This window comes from Lacticaseibacillus boliensis, assembly GCF_054784775.1.
The window spans coordinates 20,770-42,740 of sequence record NZ_BAAIHN010000025.1; the positions used below are offsets into that span (position 1 = coordinate 20,770).

A 21,971-nucleotide genomic window follows, 5' to 3' on the forward strand; every position below is an offset into this window, starting at 1 on the left:
GGAATCGTTTTCCCGAGGTTGGTTGAAATTAGAATTTGAGGATCTTGGTGCCGTGGGCTTCGTTGACGCCGAGGGTGGAGGTGATTTGCTCGACGTTGGCGGCGGTGATGCCGCCGCCTGGTAAAATAGTCAGCTTGCCTTTGGCCATCGCGACTAGTTCTTGCAGATGAGGGATGGTGGCGTCGATCGATTCTGTCAGCGGTCCACCATGAGTGAGAATGCGCACGACATCGTGGTCTGCCAGCCAGTCGATGGCTTCTTGTTGACGTTGCGGCGTGATGGCATCAAAGGCCATGTGCATGACGACTTCCATGCCGTTGGCCGCAGCAATCAGGTTTTCCATGGCTTCTTCGTCTAGCCACCCGTCAGTGGTCAAAGCGCCGAACGTGACAGCGTCGACCCCAAGCGCTTGGGCTTCGAAGAGATCAGCTTCCATGATCTTCAGCTCAATGTCGTTGTAGACAAAGTTGCCACCGCGCGGACGGATCATCGCGACAACACTGGCATCGTGGTCGTGGATATAGCGTGTGGCTTCTGCCATCACGCCTTTGGAAACCGTTGTGCCACCCGCGGCGAGGTTATCGTTGAGCTCGATACGGCGAGCGCCTGCGGCCAGGGCTTTAGGCAGTTGTGTAAAGTTTTCCACACAGACTTCTTTTAACATGAGAACCTCCTAAATTATAAGAAGAGCACTAACAAGACGACGATCCCCAAGGCGATCCGGTACCACCCAAACGGTTTGAAATCGTGGGTCTGCACGAACTTCAGCAACCACTTGATGGCAATAACCGCGACGATGAACGACACGATCGTGCCAGTTGCTAAGATTGCCCACTGCTCGCCGGTGAAGGTGTTGCCGTTGAGCAGAAACTTCCCAATCTTGAGAATGGAGACGCCAACCATGGTCGGAATCGCGAGGAAAAAGGAGAATTCGGTGGCGACATAGCGGCTGGTCCCGAGCAAAATCGCGCCGAGGATCGTGGCGCCGGAGCGGCTGGTCCCAGGAATGATCGACAAGGCTTGGAAGATCCCGATGAACAATGCAGTCGAGTAGCCGAGGTTGGCTAGCGAGGTCAGTTTTGGGGATTTGTCTTTGAAGTAGTTTTCAATGACAATGAACAAAATCCCGTAGACAATCAAGGTCGTCGCAACGACCAGAGGAGTATGCAGATGCGCATCCATCCAGTCGTTCAGCGGTAGGCCGATGATGATCGAGGGGATGCAGGCGATGATGACTTTGACCCACAACACCCAAGTCGATTTGCGCTCCGCCGCGGACTTTTTGAAGCTGAACGGGTTCAGCTTGTTGAAGTACAACAAGATCACGGCTAAGATCGCCCCGAACTGAATGACGTATTCGAACATCGCCATAAAATCGGCATTCTGTTGGATCTTAACGACTTGGCTGACCAAGTCGATATGGCCGGTAGAGCTGACCGGCAGAAATTCGGTCAGCCCTTCGACGATGCCGATGATAATGGCTTTGAAAATGTCTAACATAATTTCCTCCTGAAGTAGTGGCTCGACCTGCATAGTCCAGTGGGTAAGGTTGAGCACAGATGAAAACCCAGCATTTTCAGTATACCGGTCTTCGTCAATTTTGCCACTAGTCTCTAGGGGGATTTACAGAAATTAAACATTAAATAGCGCCGGCCCCTCACCCTGTTGAAAACTGGGTGATAAGGCGCCGACGCTTGGCGGCTATTCTGCTGGTAAGAAGGTGACGTTCACCGCTTCTGGGGCGGGGATATCAGCTAACAACCACGACAGCTTGCCAGTTGCTTCATCGCGACGGTATAGTGTCGCGTTGTTGGTGTTTTGGTTGGCAACAAGCAGATATTTTTGGGTGAGGTCAAAGTTGAAGTCGCGAGGGAAGGCGCCTTGGACCGGGATCTGTTGGATCAACTCGAGGTGTAAGCCGGCGTCTTTGAGGGCGAAAACGGCGATCGAATCGTAGCCGCGATTGGAGACATAGATGAACTTGCCGTCGTTGGTGATGCGAATCGCGGCAGCACCGTTATGTTCTGTCCAGCTTGCGGGAATCGTCGAGCGGGTGTCGCCAATGGTGAACGCGCCGTCATGATAATGCAAGACGCTAATCTGGCTGGAGAGTTCACCGACGAGATAAGCGCGGTGGGGATCTCCTGGCAAAAAGGCGAGGTGGCGGGGGCCGTAGCCGACCGGCAGGTGTAGCGTCTGCGGCTTGCCCAGCTTGCCACTGTCTGCTAGCGGATAAGTCGTCAAGGTGTCGTTGCCAAGGTCGACGATGACAAGTCGGTCATCAGGCGCAAGAGCGGCGTAGTGAGGATGGCTGGCTTCTTGTTCTGGGCGCGGGCCGCTGCCACCGTGGATAGCGCGATCAGCTTCCACCAGTGTGTGGTCGCTTTGAATCTTGTAGACGTTCACGCGAGCGTCATGATAGAAGCTGGCAAACACCAGCTGACGTTGCTCATCGATGCTGATGTGGGCAGGCGAACCGCCTTTGGCCATGGCGGTCGCGACCACTTTGGCAGGTTGCTGGTTCAGATCGATCGTTGCCACGCCGCCAACGCCGTCGCCTGCCGCACAAGCGTAAGCAAAGTTTGCTTGGGAAACTGCCAGGTAGGTCGGGTTCTTCAGATCGGTGATGTAAGGTTCTGGCGTTGAGATGCTGCCATCAGCGGAATCGAAGGCGGCGCGGTAGATGCCGTCACCACCGTTTTTGGTATACCCGCCAAAAAGTACAGTTTGTTTCATAAGAAAAAGCCTCCCAAGTTTTTGTCTTTATTATATCACGTGCTGAAACCGGATACTGAGCGCATAAAGATGGTAAACTAGAGAAAACAGGTTCTGGAGGTCAATGATGGAGATTACAGCAACGGTAACTGCAATCGGGTCACAGGCGCTCGTCGCCGACGATCCCTTGGTGATTCTCTTCGACGAAAGTGCGACCGTAGCTTTGCGGGATATTGCCGTGGTTCAGCAGTTTGTTTCAGCAACAAACCAGGCTGCGATGGTTTTGGCGGTAGGCGATCAGCTGATGATCGATGCGACAACATACACAATCGCGTATGTCGGCCAGCTTGCCAACACCAATTTGCAGACAATCGGGCATGTCAGTCTGATTTTTGCGCCGGTTCCAGCGCAACCGCTGGCCAACGCCTTGTATTTAACGCCAACCGTCAAACCCAAGCTGGCTGTTGGCAGTCAGCTAACCTATATCACAGCAGACTAAAAAACGAGGTCGATCTCAAATGAGATCGACCTCGTTGTAGTTTACCATGAAGCTTTGCGAACGCCTGGGATCTGACCATCGTGCGCGAGCTTGCGGAAGTTCAACCGTGATAGGTGGAATTTGCGCATGTAGGCATGTGGCCGGCCGTCGAGCACGTCGCGGTTGTGCATGCGCACAGGACTGGCGTTGCGCGGTAAGGTCTGCAAGGCGGCATAGTTGCCTTCGGCCTTGTACTGGGCGCGCAAGTCGGCGTATTTGGCGACCGTCGCCGCGATTTTATTTGCTTTAGCGATTTTTGATTTCTTAGCCATCAAAAGACTCCTTTGTAATCATTTAGATTTACTTACTTCCCGTTAGTAACAACGACACTAGATTACCATGACTGTCTGTCAAATGCAATGCCGGCAACAAAAAACCATCTGTGCCGGAAAAAACTGGGCCAGATGGTTTTGGATTAGTATTGGTCGCCGTTAAAAATTGAGTTTTTGACGATGACGTAATCGACCTTGCGCAATGCTGGCAGGTCGCGGCCACCGGCGTAGGAAACGGCGGATTGGAGGTCTTCTTGCATCTCGGTCAAGGTGTCTTGAATGTGGCCTTTGATCGGAAGCAAGATCTTCTTGCCTTCGACGTTGTGGTGGGCGCCTTTTTGGTATTCAGACGCAGAGCCATAATATTCTTGGAACATCTTGCCGTCTTTTTCGACCTTCTTGCCGGGAGTTTCGTAATGGCCGGCAAAAAGGCTTCCGATCATGCACATGGTTGCCCCGAAGCGCAGGGATTTGGCAATATCACCGTTGTTGCGAATCCCGCCATCGGTGATGATCGGCTTGCTGGCGGCTTTAGCACACCAGCGTAAGGCCGCTAACTGCCAGCCCCCGGTGCCAAAGCCGGTCTTGAGTTTGGTGATGCAGACCTTACCAGGGCCGATGCCGACTTTGGTGGCGTCGGCTCCGGCGTTTTCGAGTTCCCGAACGCCTTCAGGGGTGCCGACATTACCGGCGATGACGAAGGTGTCTGGGAGATATTTCTTAATGTGTTGGATCATGTCGATGACGATCTGAGAATGGCCGTGGGCGATGTCGATCGTGATATATTCGGGATCGAGTTGGTGGCCGGCGAGCTCTTTGATGAAGGCGAACTCTTCAGGTTTGACGCCGACGGAAATCGACGCGAACAGGCCTTTGGCATGCATGTCAGCGACAAAATCCGCGCGCCGTTCTGGGTTGAAGCGATGCATCACATAAAAGTAATCGTTTTCCGCAAGCCACTGGGCCAGCGGTTCGTCGATGATGGTCTGCATGTTGGCCGGGACGACCGGCAGTTTGAAGGTACGGCCGCCAAAGACAACAGTCGTGTCGACCTCTTTGCGCGAGCGCACAATGCACTTGTTGGGGATCAGTTGAATATCTTCATAGTCAAAAATTTGCATGCCGGTCATCCTTTCAGTGAAATACGAACATTCTAACAAAATCGGCGACTAAATCATCACCACGAGCTAATATAGGCTATGTTCGGATAAAAGTCAAACTGCAGTGTGCAAATTATACCAATGTTCGTGATTAATCGACGATTGCCACTTTTATAATTAATTTTAAGATTAATTAACGAATAATCATCGTCAAATAAAAAAGCGATCATCATATGATGATCGCACCGAAAACACGACTGATTCGGATTAGAAGTACTTTTTACGCCAGAATTGGAAGCCAAGCAAGACGCCAATGACAACTGAAATGATGATCGTGATCAGCCACGAGATGTGCATGTTCGCCCAAGGCAACTCGACGTTCATCCCATAAAACGAGAACACCAATGTCGGGATCGTCAAGATGATCGAGTAGCTGGTCAGGAATTTCATGACGCCGTTCATGTTGTTGTTGATGATAGATGAATAAGTGTCGCTGGTTTCATTCAAGATGGAGTTAGAGATCTGTGCCATTTCGCTACCTTGCTGATTTTCGATGATAATGTCGTCGAGCAGGTCCATGTCGTCTTCGTTCAATGCCAGTGGATTAGTGCGGTGCAACTGATCGAGGACGTTGCGATCGGTTTTGATGCTCATCATGAAGTAGACTAAGCCACGCTGAATGCCCATCAAGGCGTAGAGTTCTTCGTTTTTCAAGTTGTTTTGCAGTTTGTTTTCCAGTGCTTCACGTGCCTTGTTGATGTCGCGTAAGTAGGCCAAGTAAGCAACCGTCACTTGATAAAGCATCATCAACGCGGCACGGTTGCGCTTGGCCGGGTCAAAATCAGCGATGCGATTCTCAGCGAACAAGGCGAGCAACGGCTGAGACTGCGAATCGATAGTGATGAGCGCGGATTTGGTGATGATCAGCGCCAGCGGCACGGTTTTATAAGTTGCACGCTGTTTTTTGTCCAAGCCGGCGATCGGCATGTCGAAAATCAACAGGTGTGCGTTGTCGTCTGGTTCGTATTCGTAACGGGCACCTTCGTCGGGATCCATCCCATATAGGAGGAAAGATTCTGGCACAGCGGCTTTTTGCATCAACAGTGCCCGTTCATCCGGGGTGGGGTCGACCGCGTTGATCCACACGCCAGGCGTGATTTTGGTTTGCGTCTTGAGCTTGCCGACGGTATCATCGAACTTATAGATTGCGAGCATGGTAGCCTCCACTAGGTACGAATGTTTGCCTTAATAGTACCCGAAATCGGCTTGAGTCGCACGTCAGGAGCGTTTATTTTGAAAAAAATCGATCAAAAATCTGCTTGGATCGCCAACCAGGGTCCCTTGTTTGCTTGTCCGGTGTGTCATCAGGCGATGACCTTGGAAGACCACAGCTTAGTGTGCCCCGATCAGCATCGCTTTGACTTGGCGAAAAAAGGCACGGTAAACTTTTTGAACACGCCGGTGAAAACTGAATACACGGCGCCGATGCTAGCTGCACGCCGGCAGGTGCTTGATGCCGGGTTGTTTGCCCCTTTTGTCCAGCAGATTGCCCAGGCGCTGACAGGAACGGAGCGGCTGCTCGATGTCGGTTGCGGTGAAGGTACGCCGACGGCAGCGCTGGCTGAGACTGGGGCAGCGGCAGTCGGGTTTGATATCTCTGCGCCGGCCATTCAACTGGCTGGTGCGCTGGACACCGCAGCGTTTTTCTGTGTGGCCGACTTGGCAAAATTGCCGTTTGTGGATGATAGTTTCGATGTGATCGTCGATCTGTTTTCGCCAGGCGCCTATGCAGAGTTCGATCGCGTCTTAAAGCCTGGCGGGCGGCTGTTTAAGGTTATCCCAGACAGCGACTACCTGAAGGAGTTGCGGCAAGGGTTGTACGCCGGCACACCTAAAGGAACCTACAGCAATCAGCCGGTGCTTGATCGATTCATGGCGGCGTATCCCGACGCGACCCAGACCTCGATCACATATGATTTCCCCGTCGATGCCGCACAGTTTGCAGATATTATGGCGATGACGCCGCTGAGCTGGCAAGCACCGGCAGATAAGCGGGAAGCGCTTTTACAGACGCCGCCGGCTAGTATCCATGTCGCGGTTCAATTGTTACAGATGACAAAATCTCGCCCATAGTGTTGCAATTTGCACAATCGGGTGTTAAATTACTCTTAAGCATTTTTATTTCTGGCTTTAATCAGGGCTTGCTTTTGGGAAATTGATTAAAGTTAGCGATAGGAAACTTGATTAAGGTACCGTCTCGCCGTGCTAGACACCGAGGTGGTGCTTTTTTATTGCCTTTTTTACGGTCGCTGTCCGGCAGCGTCAGTCTTCTTTGGGATGTGTTTGGGATAGTGGTATAGGTCGGGTTTGGTGTGTTCCGGCCCTAGAGATGGCTGGAACGGTGCGAGGCGCTCGGAAGCTAACTCGGCTTCGCCGAGTGGATCTTCCTCGACGCCTTTGTTGGAAGCGGCAAGCCGCTAACAACAACGCCGCGCCTGAGCCATCTCGGGCCTCCACACACCAAACCCTAACGTTAGCGTCCTACGTCACCGGAAGTGGCAATTTCTAAGAAAATAGAAATGGGTATCCATGACATCAAATTATCTAGATACGCAGAACCCAGGGTGTGGGCGAAAGTGACGGAAGCAGGTCAATCTGACGTGGTGAGATGGCTGTTGGCGACTTGTCGCCTACAGCCAAGCGCAGGTGGAGATCCACTTCGTCGCAGACGAAGTTAGCTCCGCCGAGCACCCTCTCCACGACAGATTGACCCTGCTGGAGTCGCTTTTGCCCGCACCCGACAGCTTACTGGTCTACCCAACACCGAATGCTCACGCTGCCGGACAGTAAGCGTGTGGTTTGTTGTCGTGGGATTTTCTGCTAGAATGAGTGCAGCGAAGATTATGGAGGCCAACATGGCAAATCACATTGTTTTATTCGAACCACTGATTCCTGCAAACACCGGCAACATTGCTCGCACGGCGGCGGCGACGGATTCTTATCTGCACTTGATCAAGCCACTAGGGTTTGAAACCGACGACAAGCATCTCAAGCGTGCCGGGCTGGATTATTGGAGTAGCGTCAAGATCGTTTATCATGATTCGCTTGATGATTTCATGGCCACGGTGCCAGACAAGCGCTACTTGTATCTGGTTTCGAAGTTTGCGGACAGAACCTACTCTGACGTCGACTACAGTGACACCAGCGTCGATCACTATTATATGTTTGGCAAGGAAACCACCGGCTTGCCAGAGCCGTTCATGCGCGATAATCCAGAAAAAGCTGTCCGGATCCCGATGACGGAAAATGTCCGTGCGCTTAATTTGTCCAACTGCGCCGCGTTGGTGATCTATGAGGCCTTGCGCCAGCAACAGTTTGCCGGTTTGGAGCTCACCCATACTTACGAACACGATAAACTCAAATAAGCAATGATGCGTGGAGAGGAAGCTCTCCACGTTTTGTCTAGAAAGGATGCCCAATGAAATTAGTGCTTGCAGAAAAGCCCAGCGTTGGCAAAGAACTCGCGCGGGTGATGAAAGCAACGGAAAAACGCAACGGTTACTATGAAGGTAACGGCTATATCGTCACCTGGTCGCTAGGCCACCTGTTGACGTTGAAGATGCCGGAACAATATCACAAAGAATGGGCGGAGTGGACGTTCAACACGCTACCGATGATCCCAGAAAAGCTTGAGATCACGCCACTCAAGGAGACGCGCAAGCAACTTGCCGTTGTTAAGGCGTTAGCCAAGCGTGGTGATATTGAAAGCGGCATTATTGCCACTGATGCCGGGCGCGAAGGCGAGCTGGTCGCGCGCTATATTTTCAATTATCTGAAATTCAACAAACCGTTGCAGCGGCTGTGGATCTCGTCGCAAACCGACGCGGCGATCCGCGACGGCTTCAAAGCACTACGACCAGCAGCAGATTTTGATGATTTGTATCAAGCCGCGCTGGCGCGGGCGGAAGCCGATTGGCTCGTGGGCCTAAATGTCAGCCGGGCACTGACGGTGAAATATCACGATTCACTTTCCGCCGGCCGGGTGCAGACCCCAACGTTGGCTTTTGTCGCCGACCAAGAGCAAAAAATCAACGCTTTTGTGCCGGAGACGTACTACAAGCTCAGCGTGCAGACGCCGCTTGGTAACGCCAGCATGGCCAAACAGTTTGCTTCCCAGCAAGCGGCCGAAGCGATGCGCCAGAAGTTAGAAAAACAGCCGCTGAAGGTCCAAGGGATCAAGGCCAAACAAGTCGTTGAACAGCCACCTTTGCCTTTTGACCTCAATGAGCTACAACAAGTCGCCAACCAACAGTATGATTTTTCTCCGAAACAGACGCTGAATATCTTGCAACGCTTGTACGAACGAGAGAAGTTGGTCACCTATCCGCGGACGGATTCGCGCTATCTCACTTCCGATTTGAAAGCGACGATGAAAACGCGACTGGCGGCGATGGGTCGGTATTCCAAGCAAGCAGCACAGCTGGCAATGCACGCCAAGGCGCCGGAATATGTGTATAATGACGCCAAAGTCGGCGACCATTATGGCCTAATCCCAACCGAAGAAGCGGTGGAACCGGCACGACTTGAAGCCGACGAGCTGAAAATCTACCGATTGATCGCAGAACGGTTTATCGGTTTGTTCAAACCGGCCTACCGCGCAGAGGTTTTGACCTATACGCTACGACTTGGGGATGAGACGGTGACGGTGAAAACCACCAGCGTGCAAGAGCCGGGATTCAAGGACGTTGCACCATCGACAGCGCCTACGTTGACCGTGGGCGCGACGGTGCGCGGCAAGCTGACCATTGCGAAAAAGTTGACGACACCACCGGCGCGGCTGAATGAAGCGACGCTTTTGGGAAAAATGGACAAGTATGGCCTAGGCACACCAGCGACGCGTGCAGATATCATCGACAAGCTCCAAAGTGCGGGCTCGATGACCAAGCGCGGCCGGGATTTGATGACGACCAGCAAAGGCCAGGCGTTATTAAAGCTGGTCAATCCTGATCTCGTCAGTCCAGATCTGACTGCGCGTTGGGAAGCACAGCTGCAAGCCATCGAAAAAGGCCAGACGACGCGGACTGAATTCATCACTGATATCAAAGCCGAGACCAAGCGGCTCGTGTTAGAAGTTAAGACCAGTACCAACGAGTACCAGGACCCTAACTTGACCCAAAAGAAGTGTCCGGAATGTGGTTCGCGACTGCGCGAGAAGGAAACTAAGATGGGCGTCCGCCTGATCTGTTCTAACCCAGAATGTCACTACAGCCGTTATCGCGATCCTAAGTTGACCAATCACCGTTGCAGTCGCTGCCATAAGAAGATGGTCGTGCTTACCGGGAGCAAGGGTGACTACTTCAAGTGTCAAAACTGCGGCAACACCGAGCAGATGAGTGCAGCCAAAGGCGGCAAGAAAGGTCGCGTGAACAAGCGCGAGCAGGCACGTTTGTTGAAGCAGTACAGCAAAGACGCTGAGCCAGAGGAAGAAAGTCCGCTGGCAGCAGCGTTGAAAGCCGCAATGAACAAACAGAATTAATCAATAAAAGGGCGACATGATCGCCCTTTTATTGTGCTCTCGCAGCCCGGCAGCGTCAGTCTTCTTTGGGATGTGTTTGGGATAGTGGTATAGGTCGGGTTTGGTGTGTTCCGGCCCTAGAGATGGCTGGAACGGTGCGAGGCGCTCGGAAGCTAACTCTCCGCTGTGCTACGAGTGGATCTTCCTCGACGCCTTTGTTGTAAGCGGCAAGCCGCTAACAACAATGCCGCGCCTGAGCCATCTCGGGCCTCCACACACCAAACCCTGACGTTAACGTCCTGTGTCACCGGAAGTGGCAATTTCCAAGAGAGTAGAGATGGACTAGTGGCTGACAACACGTTTGATTCCGAATAGATTAGTTGTGATCAACGAAGTAAATCAGTTGTCCATGACATCAAATTATCCTGATACGCAGAATCTAGGGTGTGGGTGAAAGTGACGGAAGCAGGTCAATCTGACGTGGTGAGATTGCTGTTAGCGACTTGTCGCTTACAGCCAAGCGCAGGTGGAGATCCACTCAGCGAAGCTGAGTTAGCTCCGCCGAGCACCCTCTCCACGACAGATTGAAGCCTGCTGGAGTCGCTTTCACCCGCACCCGACCGCGATTGGTCTACAGCCAACTACACACTTACGCTGCCGGACAGCGTAAGTGGATGAAAAGTGGTGAAATCAGTCTTTGGTCTTTTTTCATTTTGGGTAGTGCTCGTGTATAATAGACGGGTTAGAGACAGACGAGGAGGCAGCGATGGCAACCAGACGCAAAACCACAGCCCGCAAGCGCAAACCAGCACGGCGTGGCAAGAAAACTCAAGATCACACCTTAAATTGGGTGGGGGTCATTTTTGTGGTGCTTGGCGGTTTGGCGCTGTTCCGGCTCGGACTGGTCGGGGCAATCTTGGCCAATTGTTTCCGGTTGCTTGGTGGCAATACCTTCATGTTCCCAGCGTTGCTTTTGACGTTGCTTGGGGCGTGGTTGGCAGCGGCTGGGGCATTGCCAAGCGTGCGCCCAAGGTTTTTATGGGGTGGGGCGCTGGCTTACATCAGTATTTTGGTCGTCGTGACCGGCATCACAATGAATCTGCTAGCGGTACACAGCCATTACCTGCTCGCAATCTGGCGTACGTTGCAAAATGATTTTGCCTTGGTGACCACAACCAGTGATGTTGGCGGTGGGTTAGTCGGAGGCGCCTTGTATGGCGTGTTCGCTCCGCTGATTTCAGGGATTGGGACGCAGATCTTGTTTGGCTTGTTGACGGTTGTAGGCATCTTGATCATCTGTGGGGTGTCTGCAGAGCAAGTGTTTGCGGTTATTCACGCGATCGGCCGTGGCGCCTTGCATGCGTTACAAGGTATCAAAGCGGGTATCTCAGAATTGCAAGACCGCCGAGAGGTGAAACCAAAAACCTCTAAATCAAAGAAAAAAGCGGCTAAGCCCGACGTCGATAAAGATCTGCCGACACCGGTGGTGGAAAAAGACGATGATTTCACCATCAATGCACCGGCAACAGCGACTCAACAGCCGGAACTGCAACCAAAGCAACCGGCTAAGCCGCAACCTGAGCCGAAAATTCCGGAAGAACCAGAGTTGGATACGGCAGGTCAAGCGACGGCAGATTACGTGATGCCACCAGTGACGTTGCTGTCACCGGTTGAAGATGTCGATCAGTCTCATGAATATAACTTGATCAAGCAAAATCGCGTGAAACTTAAAGAGACCATGGACAGTTTCGGGGTCGATGTCTCAGTGAAATCTGCGACCTTGGGGCCGTCGATCACGCAATATGAGATTCAACCGGCCACTGGGGTAAAAGTGTCCAAGATCGTCAACCTTTCCGACGACCTGGCGCTGGCACTGGCTGCCAAAGATATCCGGATCGAGGCTCCGATCCCTGGTAAGTCGTTAATCGGGATCGAGGTCCCGAATTCACAGGTCGCCACGGTCGGGTATCGTGATGTCTTTGAGCAAACGCCTAAGCATCCCGGCAAGCCGCTGGTGATCCCGCTGGGCAAAGACGTTAACGGCCACGTCCAGACGATGGATCTAACTAAGATGCCCCATCTGTTGATCGCCGGGGCGACCGGTTCTGGGAAGTCAGTGATGATCAATGTGATCATCACCAGCATTTTGATGACAGCCAAGCCCAGTCAGGTGCGCTTGATGCTGATCGATCCCAAAAAAGTCGAGCTATCCGTGTACAACGGGGTACCGCATCTGTTGACGCCAGTGGTAACCGAAGCCAAGCAGGCGCCATCAGCCTTGAACAAGGTGCTGAAGGAAATGGAGCGACGCTACGAGCGGTTTGCCGCTGCTGGTGTCCGTAACGTAGGGGAATATAACAAAAAAGTTGATGCTGCTGAAGACGACACGCTCTTGCGGATGCCGTTTATTGTGGTCATCGTCGACGAGTTGTCTGATTTGATGATGGTGGCAGGCAACGAAGTCGAAACTGCGATCGTGCGTTTGGCACAGATGGCGCGTGCTGCGGGGATCCATATCATCATCGCCACCCAGCGGCCGTCTGTCGATGTCATCACCGGATTGATCAAAGCCAACATCCCGTCACGGATCGCGTTTGCAGTTTCCAGCGGCGTGGACTCGCGGACGATTCTCGATGCGAACGGGGCCGAGAAGCTACTCGGGCGGGGTGACATGTTGTATAAGCCAATCGACGCTTCCAGTCCAATGCGGATCCAAGGGGCATTTATCCCAAGTGTCGATGTCGAGGCCGTTGTGTCGGCAATCACCGATCAAGTTGCACCAGAATATGTCGATGACATGGCACCGGTCGATGCTGATGAGGAAGCCGGATCAGGTGACTCTGACGATGAGCTTTATGATGAGGTCAAGGCGTTCGTCATCGCCCAACAAGGCGCTTCGACAAGCCTGTTGCAGCGCCGGTTTAGAATCGGCTACAATCGCGCTGCGCGGTTGATCGATGATCTGGAACGTAATGGCATTGTCGGCCCTAGTCTTGGGTCAAAGCCGCGGAAGGTGTTTGTGCAACCGCCACAAGATAGCGACGAGTAACCACTGCCCTGATATTTTATGAAGGAGATTTTTATGCGAGTGCAATTAACGCAAGGCGTCAATTTATCAGTCGTGAAGACGACAAAGTTCAAAACGACGCGGGTCGCGGTGCATTTTCTGGCGCCACTGGCTCACGCTGATGTGTCTGCACGCACGCTACTGACCAGTGTCTTGGAGACAGCTTGTGCCGCCTACCCGACACAGGCTGAGTTATCTGCGCAGCTGGAGGCAATGTTTGGCGCAAGTTTTGGCATCGGCGTTGGCAAGGAAGGTCAGTTGCACCGGGTGACGGCGACGCTAAACCTGCTGAACGACCAATTTGCTCAAGAAGACCTGTTGACGCAGGGCTTTGCGTTGTTGCGGGCAGTATTGCAGGCGCCGTTGATGAACAAAGGCAAGTTTGATGATGCTGTTTATCAGCGTGAACAACACAATCTCAACGATTATCTGGAGAGCCTCAACGAAGACCGACAAACGCAGGCCAGTCTTGGTCTACAAAAGCTATATTTTGAAGCAGATACCGCCCAGGCGATGCCATCGTTCGGGACACCGGAGACCTTGATGAAGGTGACACCTAAGCATTTGGTAGCGACCTACCGGCACATGCTGTCCAGCGACCAGATCGAAATCGTGGTGGCAGGCAATGTCGACGCTGATGCGGTATTGGCCCTTGCCAAACGGTTTGACTTCGCCCCGCGACATGGCTTGACGGTGCCGTTGGTGATGGATGTCGCACTGAGTGATGTCCGTCATCTCGACGAGTTCGCACCAGTGATGCAGGCCAAGCTGAACCTTGGTTATCACGTCGATGTCGACTATTATGGGCCAAAGCATTACGCCGCACTCGTTGCCAACGAGTTGTTTGGTGGATCGCCACAGTCGAAGCTGTTCATGAACGTTCGCGAAAAAGCTAGCTTGGCGTATTATGCGTCGAGCTCACTTGATGCTGTGCGGCATTTGGTAACAGTGCAAACCGGCATCGATGCTGAAAATCAACAGCGGGTCAGCGACCTGATCGCCGTGCAGTTACAACAGGTGCAAGCCGGGGACTTTAGCGATGCACTGCTTCAAGTCGTCAAAGACGGCCTGATTTCTAATCGCGCGACGGCCTTTGATGCCCCGCAGTTCATCGCCCGTCAAGCGCTTTTGCAGGCGTTGTTGCCGAGCCAGCCTGCGGATTTGGACACCTTTGTTCAAGGCATCCAGGCGGTTACGAAAGAACAAGTGATGGCAGCCGCGGCGACGTTTAAGTTGCAGGCCAGCTATTGCCTGCGTGAGGGGGAGTAGCATGCAAGCACATGAATATGAAAAAATTGGTGAAACGCTCTACACCCAGACGTTGGCTAATGGCCTGAAGGTCTTGATCGTGCCAAAGCGTGATTATCACGAGACCTATGCGCTGTTTGCCACGAATTACGGCAGCATCGACACCCGTTACGTACCGCTGGACGCCAAGACGTTTGTTCAAGATCCTGCCGGCATCGCACATTTTTTGGAACACAAGATGTTTGAAAAAGCTGATCACGATGCATTCGACTTGTTCGGTGCCAATGGCGCTAATGCCAACGCGTACACCAGCACAACACGCACGGCTTACCTTTTTTCGACGAGCACCAAAGTTGCAGAAAACATCGAGACGCTGTTAGACTTTGTTCAAGACCCTTATTTCACCGCGCAGACCGTTAATAAAGAAAAGGGCATCATCGGCCAAGAAATCCAGATGTATCAAGATGATCCTAGTTGGCGGCTGTATCTTGGGTTATTGGGGTCGCTGTATCCGCACCATCCGGCTTCTGTTGACGTGACTGGTAGCATTGATTCCATCGATACGATCACGGCTGAGATGCTGTACCGAGCGCATGCGCGCTTCTATCAACCCAGCAACATGACGCTGACGGTGGTCGGCAATTGCGATCCCCAAGCGGTGATCGATGTCATCACGGCTAACCAAGCGGCCAAGACCTTTGCCCCGGCGACACCGATCCAGCGAGGCGTTACAGGCGATTATGACGCCAAGGATTTGTTGGCACACCGCGAGCTGAGCCTGCCGGTTATCCGGCCCAAGGCGATGGTCGGTATCAAGGGATTGACGGCAGTGGATGAGTCCGAAGCCGGTGTCCGGTTCCAGATCGCGGCACGGGTGCTGTTAGAAGCCTTGTTCAGCGATTCGTCACCGTTGTATCAAGAATGGTACGACAAAGGCTTAGTTGATGATTCGTTCGATTATAGCTATGAAGCACAGCGGACCTTCAACTTTGTTTCTCTGGGCGGGGATGTCCAGGACCCGAGCGCCTTTATCGAAGCGGTCCAGGGGGTTATCGCCCGCGGTGCTGACCAGCCGCTACTGACACAAGAACGTTTTGCGCGGCTACAACACGCCGCATTAGGTAAGTACTACATGTCGTTGAATTCACTTTCTGGTATCGCCAACGCTTCGAGTTCCCAGAGCTTTGGGGCGGTTAACCTCTTTGATTACGGCCACTTGCTACAACAGTTGACGTTAGAAGACGTCCGTGAAGTAGCCAAGATGTTGTTCGTTCCAGAAGCAGTCGCCAGCGTGGTAATCTACCCAACCCAAGAACCCCAGAACGAAGTGGCGCAGTCTTAGCGAGTCGGGTAGCGTCGCTAGCCGTACTCGCATTGCGCTAAGCTTGACGGGGATGTTCAGAGTGAAGGGCCGTATCGCACATGAGGAGGAAAGCAATGCAAGCAGCCTTAATTATTGGTGCGTCTGGTGATATTGGTGGTGCCATCGCGCGACGTTTGGCTGCGTCTGGTTGGTCGCTGTATCTGCATTACAACGCCCACGTTGATCCTGTGACAACGCTTGTGAATGAATTGAGTGCAGCGTATCCGCACCAAGACTTTATCCCTGTGCAATATGATCTGCTAGATGCGACCCACCTCGACGATTTGTGCGGGCAACTTTTCAGTCTCAATGCGGTAGTGTTTGCCGCCGGGCAGACATATTATCACCTCTTTAAAGACACGACGGTGGCGGAATTGACAGCGCTGATGCGCGTGCACCTGCTGACACCGATGGCGTTGTTGACGCGTCTGCAAGACAAGCTTGCGCAAAGCCACCATGGCCGCGTCGTGTTCATCGGCTCGGTTTATGGCGGTGCCGGCTCCGCGATGGAAGTCGCTTACTCGACTGTCAAAGGCGGGCAATCGGCGTTTGCGCATGCATATGCCAAAGAAGTCGCCAGTCTTGGCATCACCGTGAACGTGGTCGCGCCAGGGGCGGTGGCGACGAAAATGAATCAGATGTTTGATGAAGACACGTTAGCTGAGGTGCAATCTGAGATTCCAGCGGCAAGATTTGCTCAGCCGCAAGACGTCAGCTACTATGTGGCGACCTTGTTACAACCAGAGGCGGCCTATCTGACCGGACAGACCCTTTATGTCACCGGTGGGTGGTTACAATAGCGCTTTCGCGCTAGACCTCAACAATTTCTTAATTCATGACAACTTGTTTTCATGCTATACTGAAAACAGACATTAAATATTTAGCGGGTGAAGAAAACAAATGGATGAAATTGGGCAAAAACTGCGCACGGCCCGGATTGAAAAGGGCTATACGCTTGATGATCTGCAACAGATCACCAAGATTCAAAAACGCTATCTGATTGCGATCGAAGAAGGCAACTTTGATGCGCTACCAGGCGATTTTTATGTGCGCGCGTTCATCAAACAATTCGCGGATACCGTCGGCCTCGACAGCGATGCGTTGTTGACGCAGTTCCAACAAGATATCCCGGATACGCAACCGCAGGAATATGTGGAACAGTCGGTTGAAAATCAGTCTCGCAAGTCACGGGCAGACGGCGCAACACCGGCTAATAAGGTGCGGCGGTACATGCCTCAGATCATCTTAGTTGGGATCGTGCTGGTTATTTTTGCTATTGTCTACGGCGTGACGATCCACAACAGTCAAAACTCTAAGCCGGCGATTCCTAACGACTCTAGCTCCGTTACGGTATCCAGTGAATCTAATACCAAGAAGTCTTCGAGCAAAAAGTCATCATCGAGTACTGCAAGCAAGAAGTCTGATTCTTCAAGCAAAGCCACGTCTTCAAGCGTGAAAGAGTCTTCTTCAAGCAAAGCCTCGTCTAGTTCTAAGAAGGCGACCAAGCAGTCCTCTAAGAAGTTAAGTGTCAACGTCGCCGCTGATAGCAACTCAACACAAGCTGTTACAGTGAAGAATTGGCCAACGACGGCCAACACTGTGACCCTAGCGGCAACAACCAAAACGGCCTGGGTCAGCGTCATCATCAATAACGCAACGACTTGGCAAGGGACCTTGACTGCTGGTGCTAATCACACTGTGACCTTGCCAGCAGGAACCACTAGATTCTCTGTGAAGTCTGGTAACGCGACTGCGACGACAATCAAGCTGAACAAGACCAATGTCGATATCAGCAAAGGCACGAGCATCGTCCGGACAATCAATTTCACAACAGAAAGTGCGGGTAATTAAGGGTGAATTTACCAAATAAACTAACGTTGATGCGAATCGTTTTGATTCCAATCTTCACGTTGTTGTTAGTATTCAATTGGCCGGCCGGAGATGTTAGCGTCTTTGGCGAGCCAGTGGCAACCAGTTGGTTCATCGGGGTGATCATCTTCATCGTGGCATGTCTGACGGACTTTGCTGATGGGCAGATCGCCCGGAGTAATCACTTAGTGACCAACTTCGGGAAGTTTGCGGATCCTTTGGCAGACAAACTGTTAGTGATGACTGCGTTCATCTTCTTAGCCGTACGCGGTAGCGTGCCCGCTTGGGGCGTTGCAATCATCTTGTGGCGTGAATTAGCGGTAACCGGCTTACGCCTGCTACTTGCTGGCTCTGGCGAAGTGCTGGCGGCGGCTTGGCCTGGGAAGATCAAGACCAATGCGCAGATGTTTGCCATCATCTTCTTGATGTTCAACAACTTCGGTATCGGTTTACGCATCGACCTGATCTTGTTTTATATCGCTGTCTTCTTCACGGTTTACTCAGGTTGCGAATACTTCTACAAGAACCGTAGCGTATTTTCAGATAGTTTCTAACCAAAGCCACGGCGCTTCTTCTAACGAAGAGGCGCCGTTTTTGTGTCCTTGCCGTATGCGCGTCGTGGTAAAATGATCCTGATACAGATCATAGTTAGCGCTTATGATTGCTGTCCGGCAGCGTAAGTCTTCATTGGTATGTGTTGGGGATAGTGGTATAGGTCCGGACGGGGTGCACTCCAGACAGATATGGCTGGAACGGTGCGCGGCGCTCGGGAGCTAACTCTCCGCTGCGCTACGAGTGGATCTCCCTCGACGCCGTTGTTGTAGGTGGCAAGCCACCTACAACAATGTCGCGCCTGAGCCATATCTGTCTTCCGCGCACCCTGTCCTTACATTTGCGTCCTAAAAATTCAAAGCTGTGGTTTCCAAGACTAGAGAAATAGAATAGCGACCAGCGATATTAGTTGTGATTGGTCTACAGCCAACTACACACTTACGCTGCCGGACAGTGATGACGAAGTTTGTTGTTAATGAATATGAATATAGAATAAGGATGGTAGCGCGATGCAAGCAGAAATTATTGCAGTAGGCACGGAGATTTTGTTAGGGCAGATCGTCAACTCGAATGCGACGTTTCTGGCAAAGCAGTTTGCTGATCTTGGAATCGATAGTCTGAATCAGCAAGTCGTCGGTGACAATCCTGAGCGGCTGGAAGCCGCGATCGCATTGGCGGACTCACGCGCGGACTTGATTGTGTTGATCGGAGGGCTTGGCCCGACGGCAGACGACATCTCTAAGCAGATTTTGGCTAAGCACCTGGGCGTGCCACTGGCGACAGACGAGCCTGCACACGCTAAACTGGCGGCTTATGCGAAACAACAGCATCACACGATGACGGCCAACAACTGGGTCCAAGCACAACTGCCACAAGGGGCGACACCGCTGACTAACCGTGTGGGACTGGCTGTTGGGGCTTTTATGCAGACGCCTGCGCACCGCTATGTGTTGTTGCCAGGGCCACCTAAGGAGTTCAAACCCATGGTGCTCGACCAGCTGGTGCCTGCGCTCACCAAGATCCTCGGTGGTGGTGCGGTGTTGGCGAGCCGCGTCTTACGATTTTTCGGAATCGGAGAGTCGGCGCTGGTGACCAAGCTACAAGACTTGATCGACAACCAAACCAATCCGACGATTGCGACTTACATTAAAGATTGGGAAGTGACGTTGCGGATCACTGCCAAAGCCACGACAGAAGCGGCAGCGTTTGCGTTGATCGCACCGATGGAAAAAGAAGTTCAGTCGCGCGTTGGGCAGTATTTTTACGGCTATGGTGACGACAACTCGTTGGCCAAGGTTGCTGTGGTTGCATTGGCGGAGAGACAGTGCACACTGACGGCGGCAGAAAGCCTGACCGCCGGTGCTTTTCAGTCGGCACTAGGCGATGTTCCTGGCGTCTCGGCTTGGTTCAAAGGCGGCTTCGTGACTTACAGCAACCACACAAAAGCACAGTTTCTGCATCTAGACGAAGCGCAGATCGACACCGACGGAGCCGTCAGTGAAGCCACTGCCAAAGCGATGGCACAGGGCGCCTTGGAACGAGCGGAGGCCGATATGGCGGTCAGCTTCACCGGCGTGGCAGGGCCAGGACCAGATGAGGGCATCGAAGCCGGCACCGTATGGATCGGATTGGCGCGTCGCGGGCAGGCGCCACAGGCGACATTGTATCATCTGCCAGGTGCGCGCGCTGATGTGCGCGGCCGGGCGGTGAAGGCTGGTCTCTTTACGGTTTATCGGGCCTTACAACAATAGGACAAAATTTTCAATGAAGCGGCTGACTACGGATGCAGCCGCTTTTTTGAAGGTATGGTGAGAATCTGTCAAGTTGACTTAAACTGGTCGATTCGCTACAATCGAATAGTGTCAAATAACTAATAATAATAGCATCAGTAACCGTTCAACGAATCCATTGAACAAACGCTATGATGATGCGGAGGTGAACAGATGAGCTCAGGAACACTGGTCTCAATAATCCTCGTCGCGATCATCGCTGTAGCGGTCGGATTATTGATTGGTATGATTATCCAGAAGAACAAGCATCAGCACAGCTTGGATCAGGCACATGATAGTGCCGCGGGAATTATTGAGGCCGCCAACAAAGAAGCAGCAACACTGAAAAAAGAGACCTTGATTGAAGCGAAGGACGAAGCCCATCGCTATCGCACCCAAGTGGAACAAGAGCTGCAAGAACGCCGCAGTGAAGTGCAAAAAGCCGAGAGTCGTAATGTCACTCGTGAAGCAACTCTGGATCATCGCGATGATACGCTTGATCGTAAAGAACAAAGCCTGGCGGATCGCGATGCCAATCTTAATCTCAAGCAGCAACAGCTGGATGATAAAGAAGCCAGCATTACTGCGGTCATTGCTGAACAACAAGCCACATTAGAGAAGATTGCGGAACTGACGAAGAGTCAGGCTCGCGAACAGATTTTAACTGAAACCAAAGCTGAGCTTGCCCATGAGCGGGCAAAGCTGATCAAAGAAAGTGAAGTCGAAGCCAAGGAAACTGCGGATAAGCAGGCGAAGGTACTGATCGCCCAGGCGATCCAGCGCTCGGCTTCGGATGTCGTCGCAGAAACGACCGTGACCGTGGTCAATCTGCCTAATGATGACATGAAAGGCCGGATCATTGGTCGTGAAGGCCGGAACATTCGTACTTTGGAAACGCTAACAGGCATCGACTTGATCATCGACGATACGCCAGAAGCCGTCGTGCTGTCCGGGTTTGACCCGATCAGACGCGAAATTGCGCGCATGGCGTTAGAGAAGCTGATTCAAGACGGCCGCATCCACCCAGCGCGCATCGAAGAAATGGTCGATAAAGCACGCAAGGAAATGGATGATCGGATCCGCGAAATCGGTGAACAAGCGATCTTTGATATTGGCATCCACAATATGCACCCGGACCTCATCAAGGTCTTAGGGCGCCTACATTTCAGGACTTCTTATGGGCAAAACGTGCTCGACCATTCTATCCAAGTGGCGAAACTCGCCGGCGTGATGGCGGCCGAGCTAGGCGAAGACGTGACCCTGGCGAAACGCGCAGGATTGTTGCATGACATCGGCAAGGCCATCGACCATGAAGTCGACGGTTCTCATGTCGAAATCGGCGTCGAACTGGCGACGAAGTACAAAGAACCACAGACGGTTATCAATACGATCGCCTCTCACCATGGTGACGTACCGGCAACGAGTGTTATCGCGGTGCTGGTTGCCGCAGCAGATGCAATTTCTGCTGCCCGTCCTGGTGCCCGTTCAGAATCCTTGGAGAACTACCTGCACCGATTGGAGAAGCTGGAAAGCATCGCCAACGCGCACAAAGGCGTCGATCACAGTTTTGCGATCCAAGCCGGCCGCGAGGTGCGTGTGATCGTCCAACCCGACAAGATGACCGACGAGCAGTCTGTTGTCTTGGCGCGGGACATCCGCAACGAGATCGAAAAGGAACTTGAGTACCCAGGCCACATCAAGGTGACGGTGATTCGCGAGAAGCGAACTGTCGAATACGCGAAGTAACCTGGCTTATAACAACAAAATATTACCATTCAACAAATGTTGGGCGGTTTTTATTGGCTCTGCGTCAACTGGTGTTGAAGAATAAATTTATGGCTCTGCGTCAACTGGTGTTGAAGAATAAATTTATCTTTTAGGAAAGTCTCCATGATAGGAGGCTTTTTGTTATTTTAGGCAGTTAATTGGTAGATGCGATTGAAGAAATTGGTTTGATTGCGAA

Annotated in this window: 18 protein-coding genes; 12 read left to right on the top strand and 6 right to left on the bottom strand. The window is 52.4% G+C overall.

What is annotated here, in order from left to right:
* Positions 1-28: 28 nt before the first annotated feature.
* From ACYVRB_RS10355 to ACYVRB_RS10365, 3 genes are all read right to left on the bottom strand, one after another.
* On the bottom strand, positions 29-664 hold the full coding sequence (locus ACYVRB_RS10355; RefSeq protein WP_461215229.1) for a copper homeostasis protein CutC: 636 nt from the start codon (positions 662-664) through the stop codon (positions 29-31).
* Positions 665-678: 14 nt separating this feature from the next.
* Positions 679-1,500, bottom strand: a complete 822-nt coding sequence (locus tag ACYVRB_RS10360) for an undecaprenyl-diphosphate phosphatase (RefSeq protein ID WP_461215231.1) — start codon at positions 1,498-1,500, stop codon at positions 679-681.
* 201 nt (positions 1,501-1,701) lie between these two features.
* A complete protein-coding gene (locus ACYVRB_RS10365) occupies positions 1,702-2,736 on the bottom strand; it encodes a lactonase family protein (RefSeq protein WP_461215232.1) in 1,035 nt (344 codons plus the stop codon).
* Between the two features lie 106 nt (positions 2,737-2,842).
* Between ACYVRB_RS10365 and ACYVRB_RS10370 the strand changes: the two genes are divergently transcribed.
* Positions 2,843-3,214 (top strand): PTS glucitol/sorbitol transporter subunit IIA, encoded by a 372-nt coding sequence (locus ACYVRB_RS10370; RefSeq protein ID WP_461215234.1) that lies wholly within the window; start codon positions 2,843-2,845, stop codon positions 3,212-3,214.
* A gap of 41 nt (positions 3,215-3,255) precedes the next feature.
* Here ACYVRB_RS10370 and rpsN read toward each other — a convergent pair whose 3' ends face one another.
* The 3 genes from rpsN to ACYVRB_RS10385 all read right to left on the bottom strand — a co-directional run bounded on the left by rpsN (position 3,256) and on the right by ACYVRB_RS10385 (position 5,840).
* Entirely contained in the window at positions 3,256-3,525 is a 270-nt protein-coding gene (gene rpsN, locus ACYVRB_RS10375; RefSeq protein ID WP_461215236.1) for a 30S ribosomal protein S14, read from the bottom strand.
* A 143-nt stretch (positions 3,526-3,668) separates the two neighbouring features.
* Positions 3,669-4,646 (bottom strand): GMP reductase, encoded by a 978-nt coding sequence (locus ACYVRB_RS10380; protein ID WP_461215238.1) that lies wholly within the window; start codon positions 4,644-4,646, stop codon positions 3,669-3,671.
* A 246-nt stretch (positions 4,647-4,892) separates the two neighbouring features.
* The gene (locus tag ACYVRB_RS10385) at positions 4,893-5,840 is read right to left on the bottom strand and encodes a magnesium transporter CorA family protein (protein ID WP_461215239.1); all 948 of its coding nucleotides are present in this window, start codon (positions 5,838-5,840) and stop codon (positions 4,893-4,895) included.
* A gap of 78 nt (positions 5,841-5,918) precedes the next feature.
* Between ACYVRB_RS10385 and ACYVRB_RS10390 the strand changes: the two genes are divergently transcribed.
* From ACYVRB_RS10390 to rny, 11 genes are all read left to right on the top strand, one after another.
* Positions 5,919-6,758, top strand: coding sequence for a methyltransferase domain-containing protein (locus ACYVRB_RS10390; RefSeq protein WP_461215240.1), 840 nt, complete (start codon positions 5,919-5,921; stop codon positions 6,756-6,758).
* 782 nt (positions 6,759-7,540) lie between these two features.
* A complete protein-coding gene (gene trmL / locus ACYVRB_RS10395; RefSeq protein WP_461215241.1) occupies positions 7,541-8,050 on the top strand; it encodes a tRNA (uridine(34)/cytosine(34)/5-carboxymethylaminomethyluridine(34)-2'-O)-methyltransferase TrmL in 510 nt (169 codons plus the stop codon).
* A 53-nt stretch (positions 8,051-8,103) separates the two neighbouring features.
* Positions 8,104-10,161, top strand: a complete 2,058-nt coding sequence (locus ACYVRB_RS10400) for a DNA topoisomerase 3 (RefSeq protein ID WP_461215243.1) — start codon at positions 8,104-8,106, stop codon at positions 10,159-10,161.
* 745 nt (positions 10,162-10,906) lie between these two features.
* A complete protein-coding gene (locus ACYVRB_RS10405; protein WP_461215244.1) occupies positions 10,907-13,189 on the top strand; it encodes a DNA translocase FtsK in 2,283 nt (760 codons plus the stop codon).
* Positions 13,190-13,222: 33 nt separating this feature from the next.
* Positions 13,223-14,476 carry an EF-P 5-aminopentanol modification-associated protein YfmF gene (gene yfmF, locus ACYVRB_RS10410; protein WP_461215246.1) on the top strand — a complete coding sequence of 418 codons (1,254 nt, stop codon included), beginning with the start codon at positions 13,223-13,225 and terminating at the stop codon, positions 14,474-14,476.
* A gap of 1 nt (position 14,477) precedes the next feature.
* On the top strand, positions 14,478-15,797 hold the full coding sequence (gene yfmH, locus ACYVRB_RS10415) for an EF-P 5-aminopentanol modification-associated protein YfmH (RefSeq protein WP_461215247.1): 1,320 nt from the start codon (positions 14,478-14,480) through the stop codon (positions 15,795-15,797).
* A gap of 95 nt (positions 15,798-15,892) precedes the next feature.
* Positions 15,893-16,618 (top strand): elongation factor P 5-aminopentanone reductase, encoded by a 726-nt coding sequence (ymfI, locus tag ACYVRB_RS10420; protein WP_461215249.1) that lies wholly within the window; start codon positions 15,893-15,895, stop codon positions 16,616-16,618.
* A gap of 100 nt (positions 16,619-16,718) precedes the next feature.
* Positions 16,719-17,669, top strand: a complete 951-nt coding sequence (locus ACYVRB_RS10425; RefSeq protein ID WP_461215250.1) for a helix-turn-helix domain-containing protein — start codon at positions 16,719-16,721, stop codon at positions 17,667-17,669.
* Positions 17,670-17,671: 2 nt separating this feature from the next.
* Positions 17,672-18,241, top strand: coding sequence for a CDP-diacylglycerol--glycerol-3-phosphate 3-phosphatidyltransferase (gene pgsA / locus ACYVRB_RS10430; RefSeq protein ID WP_461215252.1), 570 nt, complete (start codon positions 17,672-17,674; stop codon positions 18,239-18,241).
* A gap of 507 nt (positions 18,242-18,748) precedes the next feature.
* A complete protein-coding gene (locus tag ACYVRB_RS10435) occupies positions 18,749-19,990 on the top strand; it encodes a competence/damage-inducible protein A (protein ID WP_461215253.1) in 1,242 nt (413 codons plus the stop codon).
* Positions 19,991-20,182: 192 nt separating this feature from the next.
* Positions 20,183-21,754 carry a ribonuclease Y gene (rny, locus tag ACYVRB_RS10440; protein WP_461215255.1) on the top strand — a complete coding sequence of 524 codons (1,572 nt, stop codon included), beginning with the start codon at positions 20,183-20,185 and terminating at the stop codon, positions 21,752-21,754.
* The last annotated feature ends 217 nt before the right edge of the window (positions 21,755-21,971 follow it).